Source organism: Fictibacillus nanhaiensis (genome assembly GCF_042686385.1).
Lineage (GTDB): Bacteria > Bacillota > Bacilli > Bacillales > Fictibacillaceae > Fictibacillus > Fictibacillus nanhaiensis.
Window position 1 is genome coordinate 36,349 of sequence record NZ_JBHUPF010000006.1, and the last position, 17,158, is coordinate 53,506.

At 41.3% G+C, this 17,158-nt stretch carries 14 protein-coding genes and 1 riboswitch; of the genes, 12 read left to right on the plus strand and 2 right to left on the minus strand.

Annotation, left to right across the window (positions count from 1 at the left end; translation table 11 throughout):
* Nucleotides 1–65 precede the first annotated feature (65 nt).
* The 9 genes from ACFS5O_RS03995 to rlmH all read left to right on the plus strand — a co-directional run bounded on the left by ACFS5O_RS03995 (nt 66) and on the right by rlmH (nt 10,138).
* Nucleotides 66–1,526 carry a peptidoglycan DD-metalloendopeptidase family protein gene (locus tag ACFS5O_RS03995; RefSeq protein WP_205724788.1) on the plus strand — a complete coding sequence of 487 codons (1,461 nt, stop codon included), beginning with the start codon at nt 66–68 and terminating at the stop codon, nt 1,524–1,526.
* Nucleotides 1,527–2,079: 553 nt separating this feature from the next.
* Nucleotides 2,080–2,784: a response regulator YycF gene (gene yycF, locus ACFS5O_RS04000; protein WP_066244253.1), complete on the plus strand. Its 705-nt coding sequence runs from the start codon at nt 2,080–2,082 to the stop codon at nt 2,782–2,784.
* A gap of 5 nt (nt 2,785–2,789) precedes the next feature.
* The gene (gene walK, locus ACFS5O_RS04005; protein ID WP_066399505.1) at nt 2,790–4,622 is read left to right on the plus strand and encodes a cell wall metabolism sensor histidine kinase WalK; all 1,833 of its coding nucleotides are present in this window, start codon (nt 2,790–2,792) and stop codon (nt 4,620–4,622) included.
* Nucleotides 4,619–6,022, plus strand: coding sequence for a YycH family regulatory protein (locus ACFS5O_RS04010; protein ID WP_205724789.1), 1,404 nt, complete (start codon nt 4,619–4,621; stop codon nt 6,020–6,022). The genes walK and ACFS5O_RS04010 overlap by 4 nt, the downstream gene beginning before the upstream one ends.
* The gene (locus ACFS5O_RS04015; RefSeq protein WP_205724790.1) at nt 6,023–6,862 is read left to right on the plus strand and encodes a two-component system regulatory protein YycI; all 840 of its coding nucleotides are present in this window, start codon (nt 6,023–6,025) and stop codon (nt 6,860–6,862) included.
* A 16-nt stretch (nt 6,863–6,878) separates the two neighbouring features.
* Nucleotides 6,879–7,676, plus strand: coding sequence for an MBL fold metallo-hydrolase (locus ACFS5O_RS04020; RefSeq protein WP_205724791.1), 798 nt, complete (start codon nt 6,879–6,881; stop codon nt 7,674–7,676).
* A gap of 156 nt (nt 7,677–7,832) precedes the next feature.
* Nucleotides 7,833–9,041, plus strand: a complete 1,209-nt coding sequence (locus tag ACFS5O_RS04025) for a S1C family serine protease (protein ID WP_205724792.1) — start codon at nt 7,833–7,835, stop codon at nt 9,039–9,041.
* A gap of 372 nt (nt 9,042–9,413) precedes the next feature.
* Nucleotides 9,414–9,578, plus strand: coding sequence for a CxxH/CxxC protein (locus tag ACFS5O_RS04030; protein ID WP_066399497.1), 165 nt, complete (start codon nt 9,414–9,416; stop codon nt 9,576–9,578).
* A gap of 80 nt (nt 9,579–9,658) precedes the next feature.
* Complete coding sequence (rlmH, locus tag ACFS5O_RS04035) at nt 9,659–10,138, plus strand: 23S rRNA (pseudouridine(1915)-N(3))-methyltransferase RlmH (RefSeq protein WP_205725457.1); 480 nt, start codon at nt 9,659–9,661, stop codon at nt 10,136–10,138.
* 227 nt (nt 10,139–10,365) lie between these two features.
* On the opposite strand, the gene ACFS5O_RS04040 is transcribed toward rlmH, so the two are convergent.
* A complete protein-coding gene (locus tag ACFS5O_RS04040; RefSeq protein ID WP_205724793.1) occupies nt 10,366–11,289 on the minus strand; it encodes a DMT family transporter in 924 nt (307 codons plus the stop codon).
* A 740-nt stretch (nt 11,290–12,029) separates the two neighbouring features.
* On the opposite strand from ACFS5O_RS04040, the gene ACFS5O_RS04045 reads away from it, so the two are divergent.
* Nucleotides 12,030–12,629, plus strand: coding sequence for a prolyl hydroxylase family protein (locus tag ACFS5O_RS04045; protein ID WP_318300093.1), 600 nt, complete (start codon nt 12,030–12,032; stop codon nt 12,627–12,629).
* Nucleotides 12,630–12,959: 330 nt separating this feature from the next.
* Nucleotides 12,960–13,038: riboswitch (glycine riboswitch) on the plus strand.
* 131 nt (nt 13,039–13,169) lie between these two features.
* Nucleotides 13,170–14,513 (plus strand): amino acid permease, encoded by a 1,344-nt coding sequence (locus tag ACFS5O_RS04050; protein WP_205724794.1) that lies wholly within the window; start codon nt 13,170–13,172, stop codon nt 14,511–14,513.
* Nucleotides 14,514–14,603: 90 nt separating this feature from the next.
* Here the strand turns inward: ACFS5O_RS04050 and ACFS5O_RS04055 are convergent, their stop codons facing one another.
* The gene (locus ACFS5O_RS04055) at nt 14,604–15,971 is read right to left on the minus strand and encodes an aminotransferase-like domain-containing protein (protein WP_205724795.1); all 1,368 of its coding nucleotides are present in this window, start codon (nt 15,969–15,971) and stop codon (nt 14,604–14,606) included.
* Nucleotides 15,972–16,086: 115 nt separating this feature from the next.
* Between ACFS5O_RS04055 and ACFS5O_RS04060 the strand changes: the two genes are divergently transcribed.
* A complete protein-coding gene (locus tag ACFS5O_RS04060; RefSeq protein WP_318300094.1) occupies nt 16,087–16,989 on the plus strand; it encodes a DMT family transporter in 903 nt (300 codons plus the stop codon).
* Nucleotides 16,990–17,158 lie beyond the last annotated feature (169 nt).

Here is a 17,158-nt window from a genome sequence, read left to right on the forward strand (position 1 = left end):
AAGTAGTAGGTCTTTAGGCGTATTTTAGAGATCACAGAGAGAATCTTTAGGGGGAAATAGAAAAAGTGAACAGTCGAAAAACCACTGAAAGATTGATTAAATATATCGCACTGCAGTTTGTTGCAGTGATTTTAATAGTATCAGCATTCACGCTGAATCCATCGAATACATCCGCTAGCAGCGATGATAACCAGTTGATTAAAACGGTGTATCACGTTTATGTAGACGGAAAGAAGGTTGGAACGGTTCGTGATGAAAGTGTTGTCGATGAGACAGTCGACCAAATTCTCCAACAAGCAAAAGGGAAAAAGAGTAACTTTGCTTTTGCGGTGAGAGAATCTATCGAGCTTAAGCCTGAAAAGATGTTCAGACCAGAGTTTGATAATGAGGAAGTAAGAGAGAACTTGAAGGAGCAGCTAACGGTTGAAGTTGAAGCTTATCGCTTAGTCGTTGGTGGGCAAACTGTTGCTTATGTTTCTAGCAAAAAAGAAGCGAAGGATACGTTGCTGAAGTTAAAGCTAGAACATCTTTCAAAGGCCGAGCTCGATGACATTGAAAAAAAGAAAGCTGAGAATGAAAAGCTTGAAGTACCGGACTTAAAGCCGGGAGAACGTAAAGTGGTAGATATCGACTTTTCAGAGCCAGTTCTTATTCAAAAAGCCCAAACATCTATTAGTGAGCTCGTTACGGTAGATGATGCCATTTCTTCTTTAAAAGAAGGCAGTCTAAACAAAAAAGAGCATATGGTTCAAAAAGGAGAAACGGTTCAATCTATCCTAGAACAATATCACTTAACGATGGATCAGTTTTTCACGCTGAACCCTAGACTTATGTTAGTACCTATTGTTCGTACAGGACAGGCAGTAACGGTTACAGAGAAAAAGCCTTTTACCCAAGTCCTTGTGTATGAAGCAACACGCGTTCAAAACGAACTCCCTTTCCAGGTTGAGAAACAAGAAGATAGTACGTTAGAAAAAGGACAGGTCAAAACGGTTCAAAAAGGGCAAGTTGGCTTAGAAGATATTACGTATACAACGAGAAAAGCTGATAAGCAAGTGCTACAAAAAGAGATTTTAGAGAAGAAGCAAGTGAAGGCACCGGTTACAGAAATCCAAAAGATTGGTACGAAAGTGATTCCTTCTAAAGGGACAGGCACTCTTTCATGGCCTGCTGTAGGTGGATACATTTCCAGCCATAAAGGCACGCGTTGGGGTAAACAGCATAAAGGGATGGATATTGCTCGACCTTCAGAACGATCAATTCTAGCTGCTGACAACGGTAGAGTTGTTTCTGCAGGATGGGATGGTGATTATGGAAACAAGATCATCATCGATCACAATAACGGCATGAGAACCATTTATGCACATCTTGATTCTGTTTCTGTTTCAGCAGGTGCTGTGGTGCAGAAGGGGTCCAAGATCGGTGTGATGGGTTCAACGGGTCAATCGACTGGTGTTCATTTGCATTTTGAAGTGTATGAGAACGGTGTTCTTAAAGATCCAGCTGATTTTGTAAGTGAAAATTAAAATAATGTGAAAGTAGGTTGATTTCCGTTTCAGATGCTCGCTTTCCGTGGGGCAGGCGGTGAGCCACATTCGTACGTTTCACTTTTAAGTGTCTCACCTGTCAAGTTGCAGTGGCTAGACCCTCGAGGTCAAAAGTTAAATGGCTCAGAAGGCAAAGTGCGCCTTCTAATCCATTCATCTTTTGCTTGTCGGGTCTGAACGAGCCACTTCACTCTTCGGACTGCCCACCTGTCCCACAGGAGTCTCGCATCCTACACTACAACCAACATTGCAATGAAGATAAATAATAAACAAACCTCTTAGGAACAATAGCTTCCTGGGAGGTTTTTCACGCTCAAATCTAATACAATAATTTTTCAGGATGTAATTCAAACAGCGAACTTTCGACGGTGATCTTATGTGAAACCAACTTTTCTTTGTCTAAAATTAGAAGGTTTTGCTAGTAGTATGGAGAAAGTTTCAACTGTGATAAAATAGTAGAGATACCATATAATCGATACTACAAAATATTCTGCTATATATAAAATAGAGTTTCCGAAGAAGGAGCGTTCCCATGGATAAGAAAATTCTCGTTGTGGATGATGAAAAACCCATTGCAGATATTCTGCAGTTTAATCTTGAAAAAGAAGGCTTTACTGTAAGCTGCGCGTATGATGGCATCAATGCGTTAGAAAAGGTAGAAAAAGAGAAGCCGGATATGATTTTACTAGACATCATGCTTCCTCTAAAAGACGGTATGGAAGTTTGTCGTGAGATTCGTAAAAAGTACGATATGCCGATCATCATGCTTACAGCGAAAGACTCTGAAATTGATAAAGTATTAGGCTTAGAGCTTGGTGCGGACGATTATGTGACGAAGCCGTTCAGCACGCGTGAATTAATCGCACGTGTGAAGGCAAACCTGCGCCGTCATCAACAGGAATCTGAGCGTGAAGTCGATGAGAACAATGAGATCACGATCGGTTCTCTTACGATCCATCCAGATGCTTATATCGTGACCAAACGTGGTGAGACGATTGAGTTAACACATCGCGAATTTGAACTGCTGCATTATTTAGCAAAACATATCGGACAAGTGATGACACGTGAACACTTGCTTCAAACGGTATGGGGATATGATTATTTTGGTGATGTTAGAACAGTCGATGTTACGGTCCGTCGTCTTCGCGAAAAAGTAGAAGACAATCCAAGTCACCCATTATGGATCATCACAAGACGTGGAGTGGGGTATTACTTAAGAAATCCTGATCAGGAGTAGTCATGATGGATAAAGTCAATTTTTTTAAATCAATACACGTTAAGTTTGTATTGATTTATGTTTTGCTCATCTTAATAGCCATGCAAGTGATCAGTGTTTATTTTATCAACAACTTAGAATCTGATCTTCGGCAGAGCTTTTCTAAATCACTCTACGATAGAGTGAACTTATTAGAGTTCAACATTGAGCAGAAGTTGAAGGATAAAGATCGATACAAGGTCAAAAAAGATGAAACGAGTGAACCTCCTCTAACGCTTGAAGAAGATATTCAAGCGTTAATTGATGAGGAGTTCGAAGAGAAAGAAATTCAAGTGCTTGACGAAGATGGCATGGTACTTGCGAGTAATAAAAGGCAGTTGGTGGGGCAGATCAGCTTTAACCCGAAAATCAAGCTGGCTCTTGAAGGAACGGTCGATGATGAGATCATGCTTCATGAAGGAGAGCGGGTCATGGTGCTCGCTAAACCGATCAAGATCGATGCTACAAGTGAGAACATTGGTGCCATCTATTTAGTAGCCTCTATCGAAGGCATCTTTAAACAGATTGCACGTATCAATAGCATTCTCGTGACGGGAACCGTTATTGCTCTTATCATTACCGGACTGCTAGGGGTCTTTTTGGCGCGTACGATCACGCGTCCTATGGCAGATATGAGAAAGCAAGCTCTTGTAATGGCAAGAGGGGATTTTTCTCGTAAGGTTCAGCTGTATGGAGATGATGAGATCGGTCAGCTTGCTATGACCTTTAACAACTTAACAACAAAGCTGCAAGAAGCAACGGCTATTACAGAGAGTGAGCGTAGAAAGCTGCGTTCCGTTCTTACGTATATGACAGATGGTGTGATCGCGACAGATCGTGACGGAGCGATCATCCTGATGAATGACCGGTCGGAAGAGATGCTGAATATTTCTAGACAGAACGCGCTAGGAACGCCTCTGATGGAGCTATTGCGTTTAAATACGGAATACACATGGGAAGAGCTCTATAACGAATACGAATCCATGCTGCTCGATTTTAGTACGGATGATATGCACTATGTGGTGCGAGCAAACTTCTCCACGATACAAAAAGATGATGGGCCAATCAATGGTCTTATTTGTGTTCTTCATGATGTAACGGAGCAAGAACAGATCGATAACGAGCGACGTGAGTTTGTATTCAACGTTTCACACGAACTAAGAACACCGCTGACAACAATGAGAAGTTATCTTGAGGCGTTAGCTGAAGGGGCGTGGCAAGACGAGAACATCGCTCCACGTTTCTTAGAGGTTACTCAGAATGAGACAGAACGTATGATCAGGCTTGTAACCGATCTCCTTCAATTATCCAAAATGGACAGCAAAGATTATCGATTTAACTTTTTTGAGATTGATCTAGTGGAGTTCTTGAACGGCATCATCGATCGTTTTGAGATGCTGGAAAAGGAAAACATCGAACTTTCCAGATCCCTGCCTAAGCACAAGATCAACGTTCAGTTGGATACGGATAAGATGACACAAGTGCTTGATAATATCATCTCGAACGCGATGAAATATTCTCCTGAAGGTGGAACGATCACCTTCAACGCGGCCGTAATTGGGCGCAAAGTGAAGGTGAGTATTTCCGATCAAGGTGTTGGGATTCCGAAGAATAACGTTTCTAAGATCTTTGATCGATTCTTTAGAGTAGACCGTGCCCGTTCTCGAGATATCGGAGGCACAGGCCTAGGTCTTGCGATCGCAAAAGAAATCGTCCTTGCGCATGGCGGAGACATCTGGGCAGAAAGTGAATGGGGCCAAGGAACGACCATCCACTTTACTCTTCCTTTAAAAAAGGTTAAGGAGGGGCTGCAACAATGAACTGGTTAAAGTGGATTACACACGCAAAAGAAGTGATCACTTTTTTCAAAAAGAACTATGAACATATCAAGTCGATCGCGCTCACTTTCTTGATCGGATTGAGCCTTGTTCTTACATGGAGCTTATGGACATTCAAACCGAGCTATCCATCGCTAGAGGGAGCTCGTATCGTTAAGAAGCAGGAAGTAGATGTTGAAGCTAGCGTGAAACAACTCGTTTATCCTACACAGGTGATCTACCATAGTGGAGATGAGTTATATGGACTTGAAGCGAACAATTTGATTAAAGAGTTTCATAACGGCTTGAATGAAACGAAATTCACATTTGATACAGGCTCTAAAAATAATCAGCCGTTTGATCCCGATGAAAAGTTTTTAAGAGATAACAAATATGTGGAGATTGTTTTCCCAGTAGGAATGAGTCAGGATATTTACAAAGAAGTCTTCTCCATCGAATCCGAGATCCAAGCCACTAAACCACAAAACGTGGATCGAATCTTTTTATATCAAGATAAAATGACGGATAGTATTGAGGGTTATCTTGTCTCTTATCAACAAAATAAGATGCAAAAGATTAGGGCAATGAATAATCAACTAAATCCGCTAATAAGAGATATGGATAAATGGGTAGATACAGGAAACTTAATTCCTTATATTCATTATGATATTGAGGATGATGGGAAAGAGGGACAAGCTGAGATCTTAAGAAGATTTTACTTTCCTAAAGATTCTCTTTCTTTAACTCGCTATACGTACTTTTCAAAAGCAACAGGTGAAGATACGTATGAAATGTATAAAAAAGCATTGTTCAAAGACCCGTTAGCCGTAAAAACCGCTTCTGATAAAAATCAGATCACTTATGCTGATGGAACAGCGGCGATGGTTGTGAATGAATTGCAAAATCGTTTCACGTTCACAAACTTTGCAGGGAACCGAAATCCGAATACAACACCAAACATTTCGCCACTCTATCAATCTTTAGAATATATCAATACGCATGCTGGCTGGGGCAACCCATATATACTCTCCGGTCTATCAACGTATTCCGCAAACTTCTGGCTTTTTGCTGAGAATTTGCCTGTTTTGGATCCTGAGATGCAAATGAACTTAGTGTGGTATGAAAACGAGCTTAAAGAATATCAACGTTCCCTCGTTCAGTTACAACTTGATCAAAAGTCTTATCTCTCACAGAAGGTCACCCTTCAGTCAGGATTAGAGGTAAAAAGAGAGCTTGAAGAAAAAGAGTACAACGAAAACTATGTTCAAGATGTTCGTATTGGACTCACCATGAGAAAGCAAAAGGAACCACATGTCTATAAACTAGAGCCACAATGGTTTATCAACTATGATGCTAAGGGATGGCAACCATTATTTTCACCGACTGGAAAGGAAGGATTCTAATTGAATTGGCAACGAACAAAAAGCATTTTTATCCTTACCTTTCTCGTCTTAAACCTATTCTTGGGGTATCAGCTTTATCTAAAGAATGATATCAATAATATTTCGAGGCTGACCGATCAGCCATTAGAAGAGCGGTTAGCGAACAATGAAATATCCCTTTCGGAAAAGCTGCCGAAATATAAAGAAAAGCAAACCTTGATCAGTGCACAACGTTACAAGTTCTCTGAAGAAGAGAAGAAATCTCCTGCAAAAAACGTATCGCTGGATAAGGAAGCGAGCACAGACATCACTCTTCACTATGATCTTAGTAAACCGATGGATCTGCCGAAAAAGGATACGAAAGATCTGATTTCAGAGCTTAATCAATTTGCAGAAGAGAACATTACCCGCGGGAAAGAATACGCTTTTTATGAGTGGGACAAAAAGAGCAACATCGTCTGGTTTACACAAGTCTATCAAGAGAAAAAAGTCTTCTATAATCCTACTAATTTTGGCATTGTTTCTGACGGAAAAGATTTCGATGTGCCGAACGGGATGATTAGGTTCAAGCTTGATGACAAGGGCAATCTTACTAATTTTACGCAGACCTATCTCTTTATTACGAGACAGGGAGCTTTTCAACAGATCATCTCACCTAGTAAGGCGCTTGAGAAATTACTAGAAACAAACCTTCAAAAAGGTGATCATATACAAAAAGTAGAGCTTGGCCACTATAGCCTCGTAGGTGAAGGGGAAGTTCAGGTTTATACCCCTACATGGTTCATAGAAACCAAGGACGGACAGTATTTAGTTAATGCGACTGACAGTTCCATTCAAGTTTTGACGGAAAAGGCAGAGTAGAGAGGAACATGCGGTTATGAGTTTAAAATTTAGCGTTCTTGCAAGCGGCAGTTCGGGAAACGCCGTTTACGTTGAAACCGAACAAACACGCTTGCTCGTGGATGCAGGCTTAAGTGCTAAACAGATTCAAATATTATTTGAAAAAGCAGCATGTGGTGAGGTGGCCGACATTGACGGCATCCTCGTCACGCATGAACATAGCGATCATATAAAAGGACTCGGAGTGCTGGCTCGGAAGTTCAAGCTGCCGATCTATGCGAACAAAAACACGTGGAATGCCATGAACGGCTTGATTGGCGAAGTGGCGACCGAGCAAAAGTTTGAGTTTGAGATGGAAAGTGTGAAAACGTTCAAAGATCTAGAAGTTGAATCTTTTGGCGTGTCTCATGATGCGGCGGAACCGATGTTTTACGTGTTCCACCATAACGGCCGAAAGCTTGCGCTCATGACGGATACAGGCTATGTAAGCGATCGTATGAAAGGCATCATCCGTGACAGCCACTCGCTTGTGATCGAATCGAACCATGACATCAACATGCTTATGATGGGACGTTATCCGTGGAACATTAAGCGTCGTATTCTAGGAGACCATGGTCACATTTCAAACGAAGATTGTGGACATGCTCTCGCTGATGTAATCGGTGACGGGACGAAACACATCTATCTTGCTCACTTAAGTAAAGATAACAACATGAAGGATATTGCTCGTTTAGCAGTTGAACAGACGTTAAAAACGTATGATATTTCAGCGGGTGAACAAGTGATTCTGCACGATACAGATGCGAGTCAGCCAACAAAGCTCGCTTTAGTATAAAATACTTACTTGTTTAAAGTAAGCCGTTTCCGGAAATAACAATAAGTGTGGGAAATTATGAAAAATAACCCAAAATGTCCATAATTTCAGGACTAATTGCTTATACTAGGTTATGACTTCATCCATTTAATTGTTGAAAGGAACGGTGAGGAACGTATGGGTTATTACGATGATGATTATCAACAACCATCTCGACAAAAAGGAAACCGTGGAGGAAAGTTTCTACCAGCTTTGCTAGGAGCCATTCTAGGCGGTTTGCTTGTCTTGTTTACAGTACCTGCACTAGGAGGAGCTGGTCTCTTACCAGACAATCTGTATCCTCCGAATGAGGAACAAAACGGTCTAGGCACTGACGAAAATGTGGAGCAGCGAAAAGTGGATGTGGATTTGACTACGAATGTAACGGATGCCGTTGATAAAGCATCTGGCGCGGTAGTCGAAGTTATCAACATTCAGCAGACCGATTTTTGGAGCCAGCAGCCAGCGGGCACGGGATCAGGTGTTATTTATAAAAAAGAAGGCAACAAGGCGTATGTGGTAACAAATGACCACGTTGTTGCAGACGCGAACCAAATTGAGATCACGCTTAGCAACGGAACGAAGCTTAAAGGCACATTACGCGGAACTGATCCTTTAATGGACTTAGCTGTTGTTGAAATCGATGGCAGCAAAGTCGACAGTGTAGCGGAGTTTGGAGTATCGGGTGACTTAAAACGTGGTGAACCTGCTATCGCCATCGGTAATCCGCTCGGTAACTTCCCTGGATCTGTTACACAAGGTGTTGTTTCAAGTGCAGACCGTTCGATTCCAGTTGATCTGGATCAAGACGGAAACCCAGATTGGCAAGCTGAAGTTATTCAAACGGATGCTGCGATCAACCCGGGGAACAGCGGCGGGGCTTTAATCAATATTTCCGGTCAGGTGATCGGGATCAACTCTTCTAAAATCGCACAGAACGAAGTAGAAGGAATCGGATTTGCTATCCCTTCTGATGTGGCAAAACCGATCATCGAAGACCTTGAGAAGTATGGTGAAACACGCAGACCGTTCTTAGGTGTTAACATCATTCCGCTTTCTCAAGTGAACACGTATCAGCGTGAACAAACGCTGAAGATTCCAAACAGCGTACAAGAAGGTGTCGTTGTGATGGAGATCACATCAGCTTCACCAGCAGCACGCGCGGGTATTAAGGAAATGGACGTTATTGTCGAAATGGGTGGAGAGAAGATCAAAGACCCAATCGCACTTCGTAAATTCCTTTATACAAAAGCGAAGATTGGTGATGAGGTGGATGTGACGTTCTATCGTGATGGAAAGAAGAAGACCGTGAAAGTTGAATTGAGCGGTGGTAAGCAATCTCAATAAAAGCGGGAAACAGGGGGCTTAAGGGTCTCCTGTTTTTTTGTTTGTTGGTGCTTAGGCGACTTTGAGAGTGAGTTGCTTTCCGTTTCAGGTTGCTCGCTTTCCGCGGGGCAGGCGGTGAGCCCCTTGCCGCTTCGCGCCCTTAAGGGTCTCACCTGCCCGCTTGTCCTAGCCTAGAGTCTCGCACCTTGCACTACAATCAACTTGTCGGTGAAGTAAAGGAAAAGGAAATTGAAAGCCACCCACCCTATAAAGAAAAAAATTAAGAGTTTGATTCCACATGTGGACAACTTTATTGTAGCGGATTGTTTACACACAGCTGTAAATTCGTTAGTGTAAGAAGAAGGATTGTGGATAAGTTAGGAGTGAAAAGATTTGGTTATTATTTGCTGCAAAGACCATGCTGAGCTTGCGATTGACATCATTGTGGATGAGTTTGAAACGCCACCTGTAGTAGAGTTACTAACAGAGAATGACGAGTTATCAACAGGTTGTGAATACTGCGATAACAAAGGTGTATATAAAGTGTCGAACATATGAACGCCTACAAGATATAGCACTAATTGTGCATATGTGGATAAGTTCTGGGGATAACTTATTTGAAAGGAAGTTTTCAACAAGTGAATATTTCAATCGTTTCCGTAGGGAAATTAAAAGAAAAGTACTTAAAACTAGGTATCGATGAATATTTAAAACGATTAGGACCTTATGCAAAAGTAGACATTATCGAGGTTCCTGATGAAAAAGCACCGGAAACACTAAGTGATCAAGAGATGATCATGGTTAAAAACGCTGAAGGTGAAAGAATTTTGGCAAAGATCGGCCAAGATGTTCATGTGATTGCAATGGCAATTGAAGGAAAGGCTGTGTCATCTGAGGATTTGGCTAAGAATTTAGATCAGCTTGCGACTTATGGGAAAAGCAAGGTTGCCTTCGTTATTGGAGGCTCTTTAGGCTTGAGTGATGCTGTCATGAAACGTGCGAATGAGAAGATTTCTTTTGGGAAGATTACGTATCCGCATCAGTTGATGAAGTTGGTGCTTGTTGAGCAGATTTATCGGGCTTTTCGGATTAATCGTGGGGAACCGTATCACAAGTAAGCACATAGTTTAATTTTTGAAGCGTCACAGTACAAATCAATGTCTTTGACGCTTCTTTCAATAGGAGAATTTTCATAAATTATTGGAAATTTTATTTATACTGGTATGAAGTAAATCTTTTTGCTTTACAGTTTCAACATTAGGAAGAATTTTTATAAAGGTGCTTCATACATTTTGTAATTCAAAGCTATCCGTTTGTTTTAAAAAAGAGATCAAAAGAAGTAACTCTACCTCCTCGCACTCCATCGATTCACCAGTCCAACTAGATGACCATTTACGAAAATAACCCCAAGAATGATGATTGCTCCCCCTAATAAACTGGTAAAAATAACCTTTTCGTGTAGAAGTAGCACGGCTGCTATTAGTGTAGAGATTGGTTCGAGGTATAAGAAAACCGATACTTGAGTGGCCTCCAACACCTCCAATGCTTTTGCCCAGTACCAGTAGGCAATACCGGATACAAAGACTCCAAGGAAAATAAGATGAGCCCATTCTACTCCATCTAGAAGAGCAAGCTTTTCCCAGCTTTTATTCTGATAGATGAATGGGAGAGTAAGCAAAAGTCCCAAAGCACTCATGTAAAAGGTGAGGACCAATGCAGGCAATGGCACCTTTAGGCTTTTTAGTAAAACTGAATAAATGGCCCAATTTAGAGTACTGAGAACCATCAATAGATACCCGATGTTGATTGAGAATCCTAAGGACCTGTCTCCACCTGCTGTTGTGACCAACAACACACCACTAATGGCCAAAATAATTCCAACAGCCTTTGGAACTGTCAACTTTTCATGCAGAAAGACCATGGAAAGAACGACGGTGAAAACCGGAGAGAACGTAATGAGCCAGCCTGCAGAGGATGCATCAATAGATAGAAGTGCGCTCGCTTGAATGACCTGATGAAGAAAAACACCAAGAATCCCTAATACAATTAAGTGCGGGATATACTGGATCGGTAGTTTCATGGAATGTTTCTTTTTCACAAGGATAAGTATCAATAAAAACAATGCACCTATACCAAAACGGATGACCAGAAGAGTAAAGGGATCAAGCTTGTCCAGCACTGCTTTAGTCGAGACAAAAGATATTCCCCAAAAACTGATGGACATGGTGGCATATAATGAGGCTCCTAGCATTTTTCGAAATGAGATCATAGATAGGTATTCCTTTCTCAATTAATTCTTCTACCATCTTATGCTTGTCCTGAAAAAACATGAGAATGAGAAGATTATCTAGGATCAAGAAAGTTCTTGAGAAGCGGAAGCACAGGGACGGTTCTCGTGCTTCATTAATTTGGTTTATATGTGTTCAGAACATCACCCGGCAAGATGCCACCGTCTGCTTATCAGCAACTGGCTACAGGCAAATGGATGGGATGTGCGTCATCTCATACCTCATTCCAAGGGAGATCCTAGGATAGTCCCTCATGAATTGGGACAGTGGGGAGCCATGCCAATCATTGAAGAGGATGGGACCGTCGTGTATCCGAAACTATAAAATGAGTAAATGCAAACACAGAGGCCTGTCCCAACTACTAAAAGGGGCAGGCATTTTTTAATTTTATAATGTTGTTTATAAAAATAATTGAACAAAATTGTAAAAACCTGCACAGGGTGTACTATTTTATGTTTATTATTTCATGGAGTAGTTACCATTTTATTTAACACCACCGAAGATCAGTTAATTAAATGAAACAATGTACAGTATTAGTCTTATTATAAAACTCCATTAGTGAGTGTTTAAAAAAGTCGTAAATTATTACATGTAGAAGAACTACCCCATAAACCCAACACCGAGTTTATTCTAACGGAGTTTCCTGTCAACGACAAAAAGAATTTAGGTTCACGGTCACTATGGGTAGGGCATAGGATAGCTGTAAATTTAGGATATGTAGGTGATTAAGTTGAAAGAGCCTTCTATTGTTTACAGTGAAATACCTTTTGTTGCGAAATACGAAAATATATTGAGCACTAGTGAATGTCACCAATTAATAGCTTTAGCCAAAGAACATTTAAAGCCGTCAACGGTCGTTGGAACAGCGGACATACGAAAATCAGATCAAGCATGGCTTCCTCATCTGTTAAATGAAACGGTTCATCAGATTGCACAGCGCGTTGCCTCTATCGTAAACAAGCCGCTTACTCATGCAGAACAGTTACAAGTGGTTAGGTATCAGGTCGGCGGAAAATTTGATGCTCATTATGATACGTTTAGTCCCTCCACTCAGTTAGGGAGAACATATTTATCGAATGGAGGACAACGAATCGTAACAGCCCTTCTCTATTTAAACTCTGTGACTACTGGAGGAGGAGAAACGTTTTTTCCATCGCTAAATTTTGAAGTAGCTCCTACAGAAGGGAGTTTACTCGTTTTTGAAAACTGTATAAAAAATACAGATCACCCACATTATCTTTCACTTCATGGTTCTCGTCCCTTAACAAAAGGTGAGAAATGGATAGCTACGCTCTGGTTCAGAGAAAAGCCACGTCACTAGTGATCGTCAAGTAAAAGCCAGAGATATTATCAAGTCTCTGGCTTTATTGATTTTGATAGAAGACACAATTTACCTGATTGATTTTGTTTTCCTTTTCCAGGGTAGAGAGATAGATAAAGGGTGAGAGGAGAACGATATGAACTGGACAGTAGTGGTTAGCACATTTTTTATCATTTTTTTAGCCACATTGGCTTTAATGAAGTTTAATAAAAAAAAGTGAACACTGTGTTATAGGTTGACATTCTCCTAAGTTCGTACTAGTATAAGGAATTATTTAGAAATATATATTAAAGATAGCAAGCTATGATTGCTGTAGGTCGTACTACAGCAGGAGCAGCTTCTGGAGAGACCGCATGTTAAGCGGCGCCGAAGGGTTCACAATCTCAGGCAAACGGACAGAAGAGTATTGAATTTTGACATTGTTGTGCTTGTCATTTATAGCGCAGTGAATGTTTTTTCATATTCTAATGTACAAGAGATTGGAGATTCTTCCAGTCTCTTTTTTTCGTTGTATTTGCATCTTAGAAGGAGGATTCATACGTGTCACAGCAAGAGTTGAAGAGGGATTTGGCTAACCGTCATGTGCAGCTGATCGCCATTGGCGGAACGATTGGTACGGGATTATTTTTAGGTTCAGGAAAAGCGATTCAACTTGCCGGGCCGTCTGTTATATTTGCTTATTTAATCGTTGGGATCGCGCTGTTTTTCATGATGAGAGCGTTAGGAGAGCTGCTGCTTTCGAAGGAAGGCTATGAGTCGTTTACCGATATTGCGGAAGACTATCTAGGACCGCGAGCTGCGTTTATCACAGGATGGACGTATTGGTTCTGCTGGATCATGACAGCGATGGCCGATGTGATTGCGGTCGGTGTTTATGTTCAATATTGGTTTGACATACCGCAGTGGGTCCCGGCGATTGTCTGTTTGCTTCTTTTACTTGGGCTGAATCTGTTAACGGTAAAGCTTTTCGGGGAATTGGAGTTTTGGTTCGCTTTGATCAAGGTGATTACGATTCTAGCGTTGATTGTGATTGGCGTTGTCCTACTCGTTATGGGCTACCAGACGGATGCGGGAACGGTCTCTATAAACAATCTGTGGGATCATGGAGGTTTGTTTCCTAATGGGATGACTGGGTTCTTACTCTCTTTTCAGATGGTTGTGTTTGCGTTTGTCGGAGTGGAGTTGGTCGGTGTGGCGGCAGCAGAAACATCTGATCCGAGAAAGAATATTCCGTCTGCGATCAATAAAATACCACTTCGCATTCTATTTTTCTACGTTGGCGCATTGATCGTGCTGCTATGCATCAATCCGTGGACAGAGCTAAACGCAGCGGAAAGTCCGTTCGTTAAAACGTTCAGCTTGATAGGAATTCCGCTTGCGGCTGGAATCATTAATTTTGTTGTGCTGACATCAGCGGCATCTGCCTGCAACAGTGGATTATTTTCAACGAGTCGCATTTTATTTACGTTAAGCAAGAGTGAGCAGGCACCTCGATCTTTTAAGAAACTAACGAAAAATGCGGTACCTGGAAACGCGCTTTGGGTTTCGGCTGTAGTTGTTTCAGTGGGAGCACTCCTCAGCAAGCTTATTCCAGAGCAGGCTTTTGGCATCGTAACAACCATCAGTGCCATCTGTTTCATCTGGGTGTGGAGCGTGATCTTAATTAGCCATATTAAATACCGTAAGTCACGTTCAGACCTGCACAAAAAGTCAACGTTCAAAGCACCTTTTGCTCCATTCGTTAACTATGTGGTACTCGCATTGTTCGGGATCATTTTAATCGTATTGCTTGTGGCAGAAGCTACTCGTCCGGCGTTATTGCTGACACCGATTTGGTTTGTTTTGCTATATTTCCTGTATGCATATAAAAAATCGCCAAAGTAACGTTTATGAATGAATAAATAAAAGGGCAGAAACGCATTTACTCCTGTGTTTCTGTCCTTTTAGCATGTAAGGCTATCTTAAATTGCAGTATTAAATCAGCGATATTTGATGGAAATGCCTGCTGTCTTTCAATTCACGAATGGTGTGAGCTATTTTTTCTATTCCGGGTTGTATTTGATGTTTTTCAACTTGAGAAATGCACAAGCGGATAAGGTTGTCTTGATTGAATTCAGGCAGAAACATTCTTTCTCCATCATCAAGTAAAAGGTGTTGTATTCGTAAAAGGGATGTAAGCTTTTTGGCTGATACGTGAGGAGGCAAATAGATGGAAAGGTAAAAACCCGTATCAGGCTTCGTATAGTGCGTCCCTTTAGGAAGGAACTGTTCACATGCCCTTTTGAGTTCATTCATTTTATGAAAATAAGTGTTCTTAATCTTTTTCAGATGGTTGTAATACATTCCGCTTTTTAAATAAATGTCTAAGGCACCTTGGGAGAGAACGGGGCTGTTAAAGTCAGCGCTAAACTTATAACGCAAAAAGCTCTCAATCATGTTGTTGGGCAAGACAACACTCGCAATTCGGAGCCCAGGAAGAAAGACTTTTGAAAAGCTTTGTATATAGATGACTCTTCCTGATGTATCAAAAGCGAAAAACGGATCGGCTTTCTTATCCTGTTCTAGTCCGCCTAGAAAATCGTCTTCTACGATATAGACATCATATTTAGCTGCCAGCTCTACGATTCTTTTCTTCTCACGATTCGTATAGGAATGGCCAAGAGGATTCTGAAATCTAGGAATGACATAGAAGAACTTAATCTCGTTATTTTTAAACATAGATTCGAGGTGTTCTAAGTCGATTCCGTCCATGGATAATTCAATGCCAAAGGTCTTCACATCGTTCAGTTTAAGCGTTTCAATCATTCCGAAATAGGTTGGTTGTTCAATTAAAATATTCTTTTTGTTATTAGGAAAAGAGAGAGAAGTTAATAAATGAATCGCTTGCTGAGATCCTGAAACGATGACGAGCTGCTTGGGATCTGTAAACACTTGAGAAAGTTGAAGATTTTTAGTAATTTGGGTTCGCAATGAAGGAAGACCTTGTTGATCGGTATAGGTGAAAATTTCTTCCTTATAGTGTTCGATCGCTTGATTTAAACAGTGTTGAAATTCAGTGTAAGGCAACAGCGTTTTATCCGGTCCAGCAGATAAGAAATCAATCATTTCAGGCTGATCTTCAGGCCGTCGAAACGCATTGACAACATAATAGCCTTTTTGAGGCACGGTATATATCAAATGCTCTTTTTGCAGCTCATTGTATGCTTTAATAATCGTATTCTTGCTGCAGTTATATGTATCAGATAGCTGTCGGATAGAGGGTAGCTTATGGCCGGCTGCTAGTTTCCCGTCTATTAGCTGCTGCTTAATGTCCTCTAAAACGATTCTATATTTTGGACTCAATCCTGCTTCACTCTCCTCTAACTGTACCCTGACAGTGGATGAAAACAGCAATAGTATCATCTATCACGTTCTAATAGTATGTGATTATATCCATTATAGTCGGGGAGGAAGGAAATTGGAAAAAGAAAAGATAGGATTATATCTAGGCTTAGCGGGTGTGATCTGCTTTAGTCTTACCTTGCCCGCGACGACTATCGCTGTTGAGCATTTCGGAACCACAATTGTTGGATTAGGGAGAACGGTAATCGCTGCATTATTAGTGGCCGTTATCCTGATCGGGCGACGGGAAAAAATACCTAGTGTACAGCAGTTTAAAAGCATCCTGATCGTTGCAGCAGGGGCAGTGCTAGGTTTTCCTTTACTCACTTCATGGGCCATGAAGACGCTGCCGGTTTCCCACGGTGCGGTGGAAGTAGCGCTATTGCCATTAGCAACCGCTGGTATCGCGATGTACAGAGCGGGAGAAAGACTATCTATACGGTTCTGGATATCCAGTTTGGTTGGTTCGGGAGCGGTTATTTTATATGCAGGGTCCCTAGGCTTTGGCTCTCTTCAAGTTGAGGATGCAGGAATATTAGCGGCCGTCATCATCTTAGGTCTTAGTTATGCAGAGGGAGGCAAGCTGTCAAAGGAGATCGGAAGCTGGCAAGTCATTGCATGGGCCATCCTAATAGGAGCACCCATCTTTGTTATTCCAGTAGCGCTTAGTATTTCTGCTGAGATGTTACATGCTCCCGTACAAGCTTGGAGCAGTTTAATCTATTTAGCGGTGGTGAGCCAGTTCTTAGCTTATGTCGCTTGGTACGCGGGCATGGCATTAGGGGGAATTGCGCGGATCAGCCAGCTGCAATATTTACAACCGTTTCTGATGATTATATTCTCAGCTCTTTTCTTAGAAGAATCAATCACAACGATGACGTTCGTCACTGCTGTCATTGTCGTCGTTTCTGTATATGTGGGTAAAAACGCGCCGATATCTAATACTCATACAAGCGCAAAGATGATAGAAAAAGGATGATGAAATAGTGACTGACGAAGAAGGGAAACGAGATGATTTCTCTTCTTTTTTGCGTTTACGTTTAGATATTTAAAGAACAACCGAACGACCAACCTTTCGTTTTCATCTGTTAATTTCCTCATAACACGTTTATCTTTTTAATGAATTGTGCTCTAATAAGAAAGAGTTA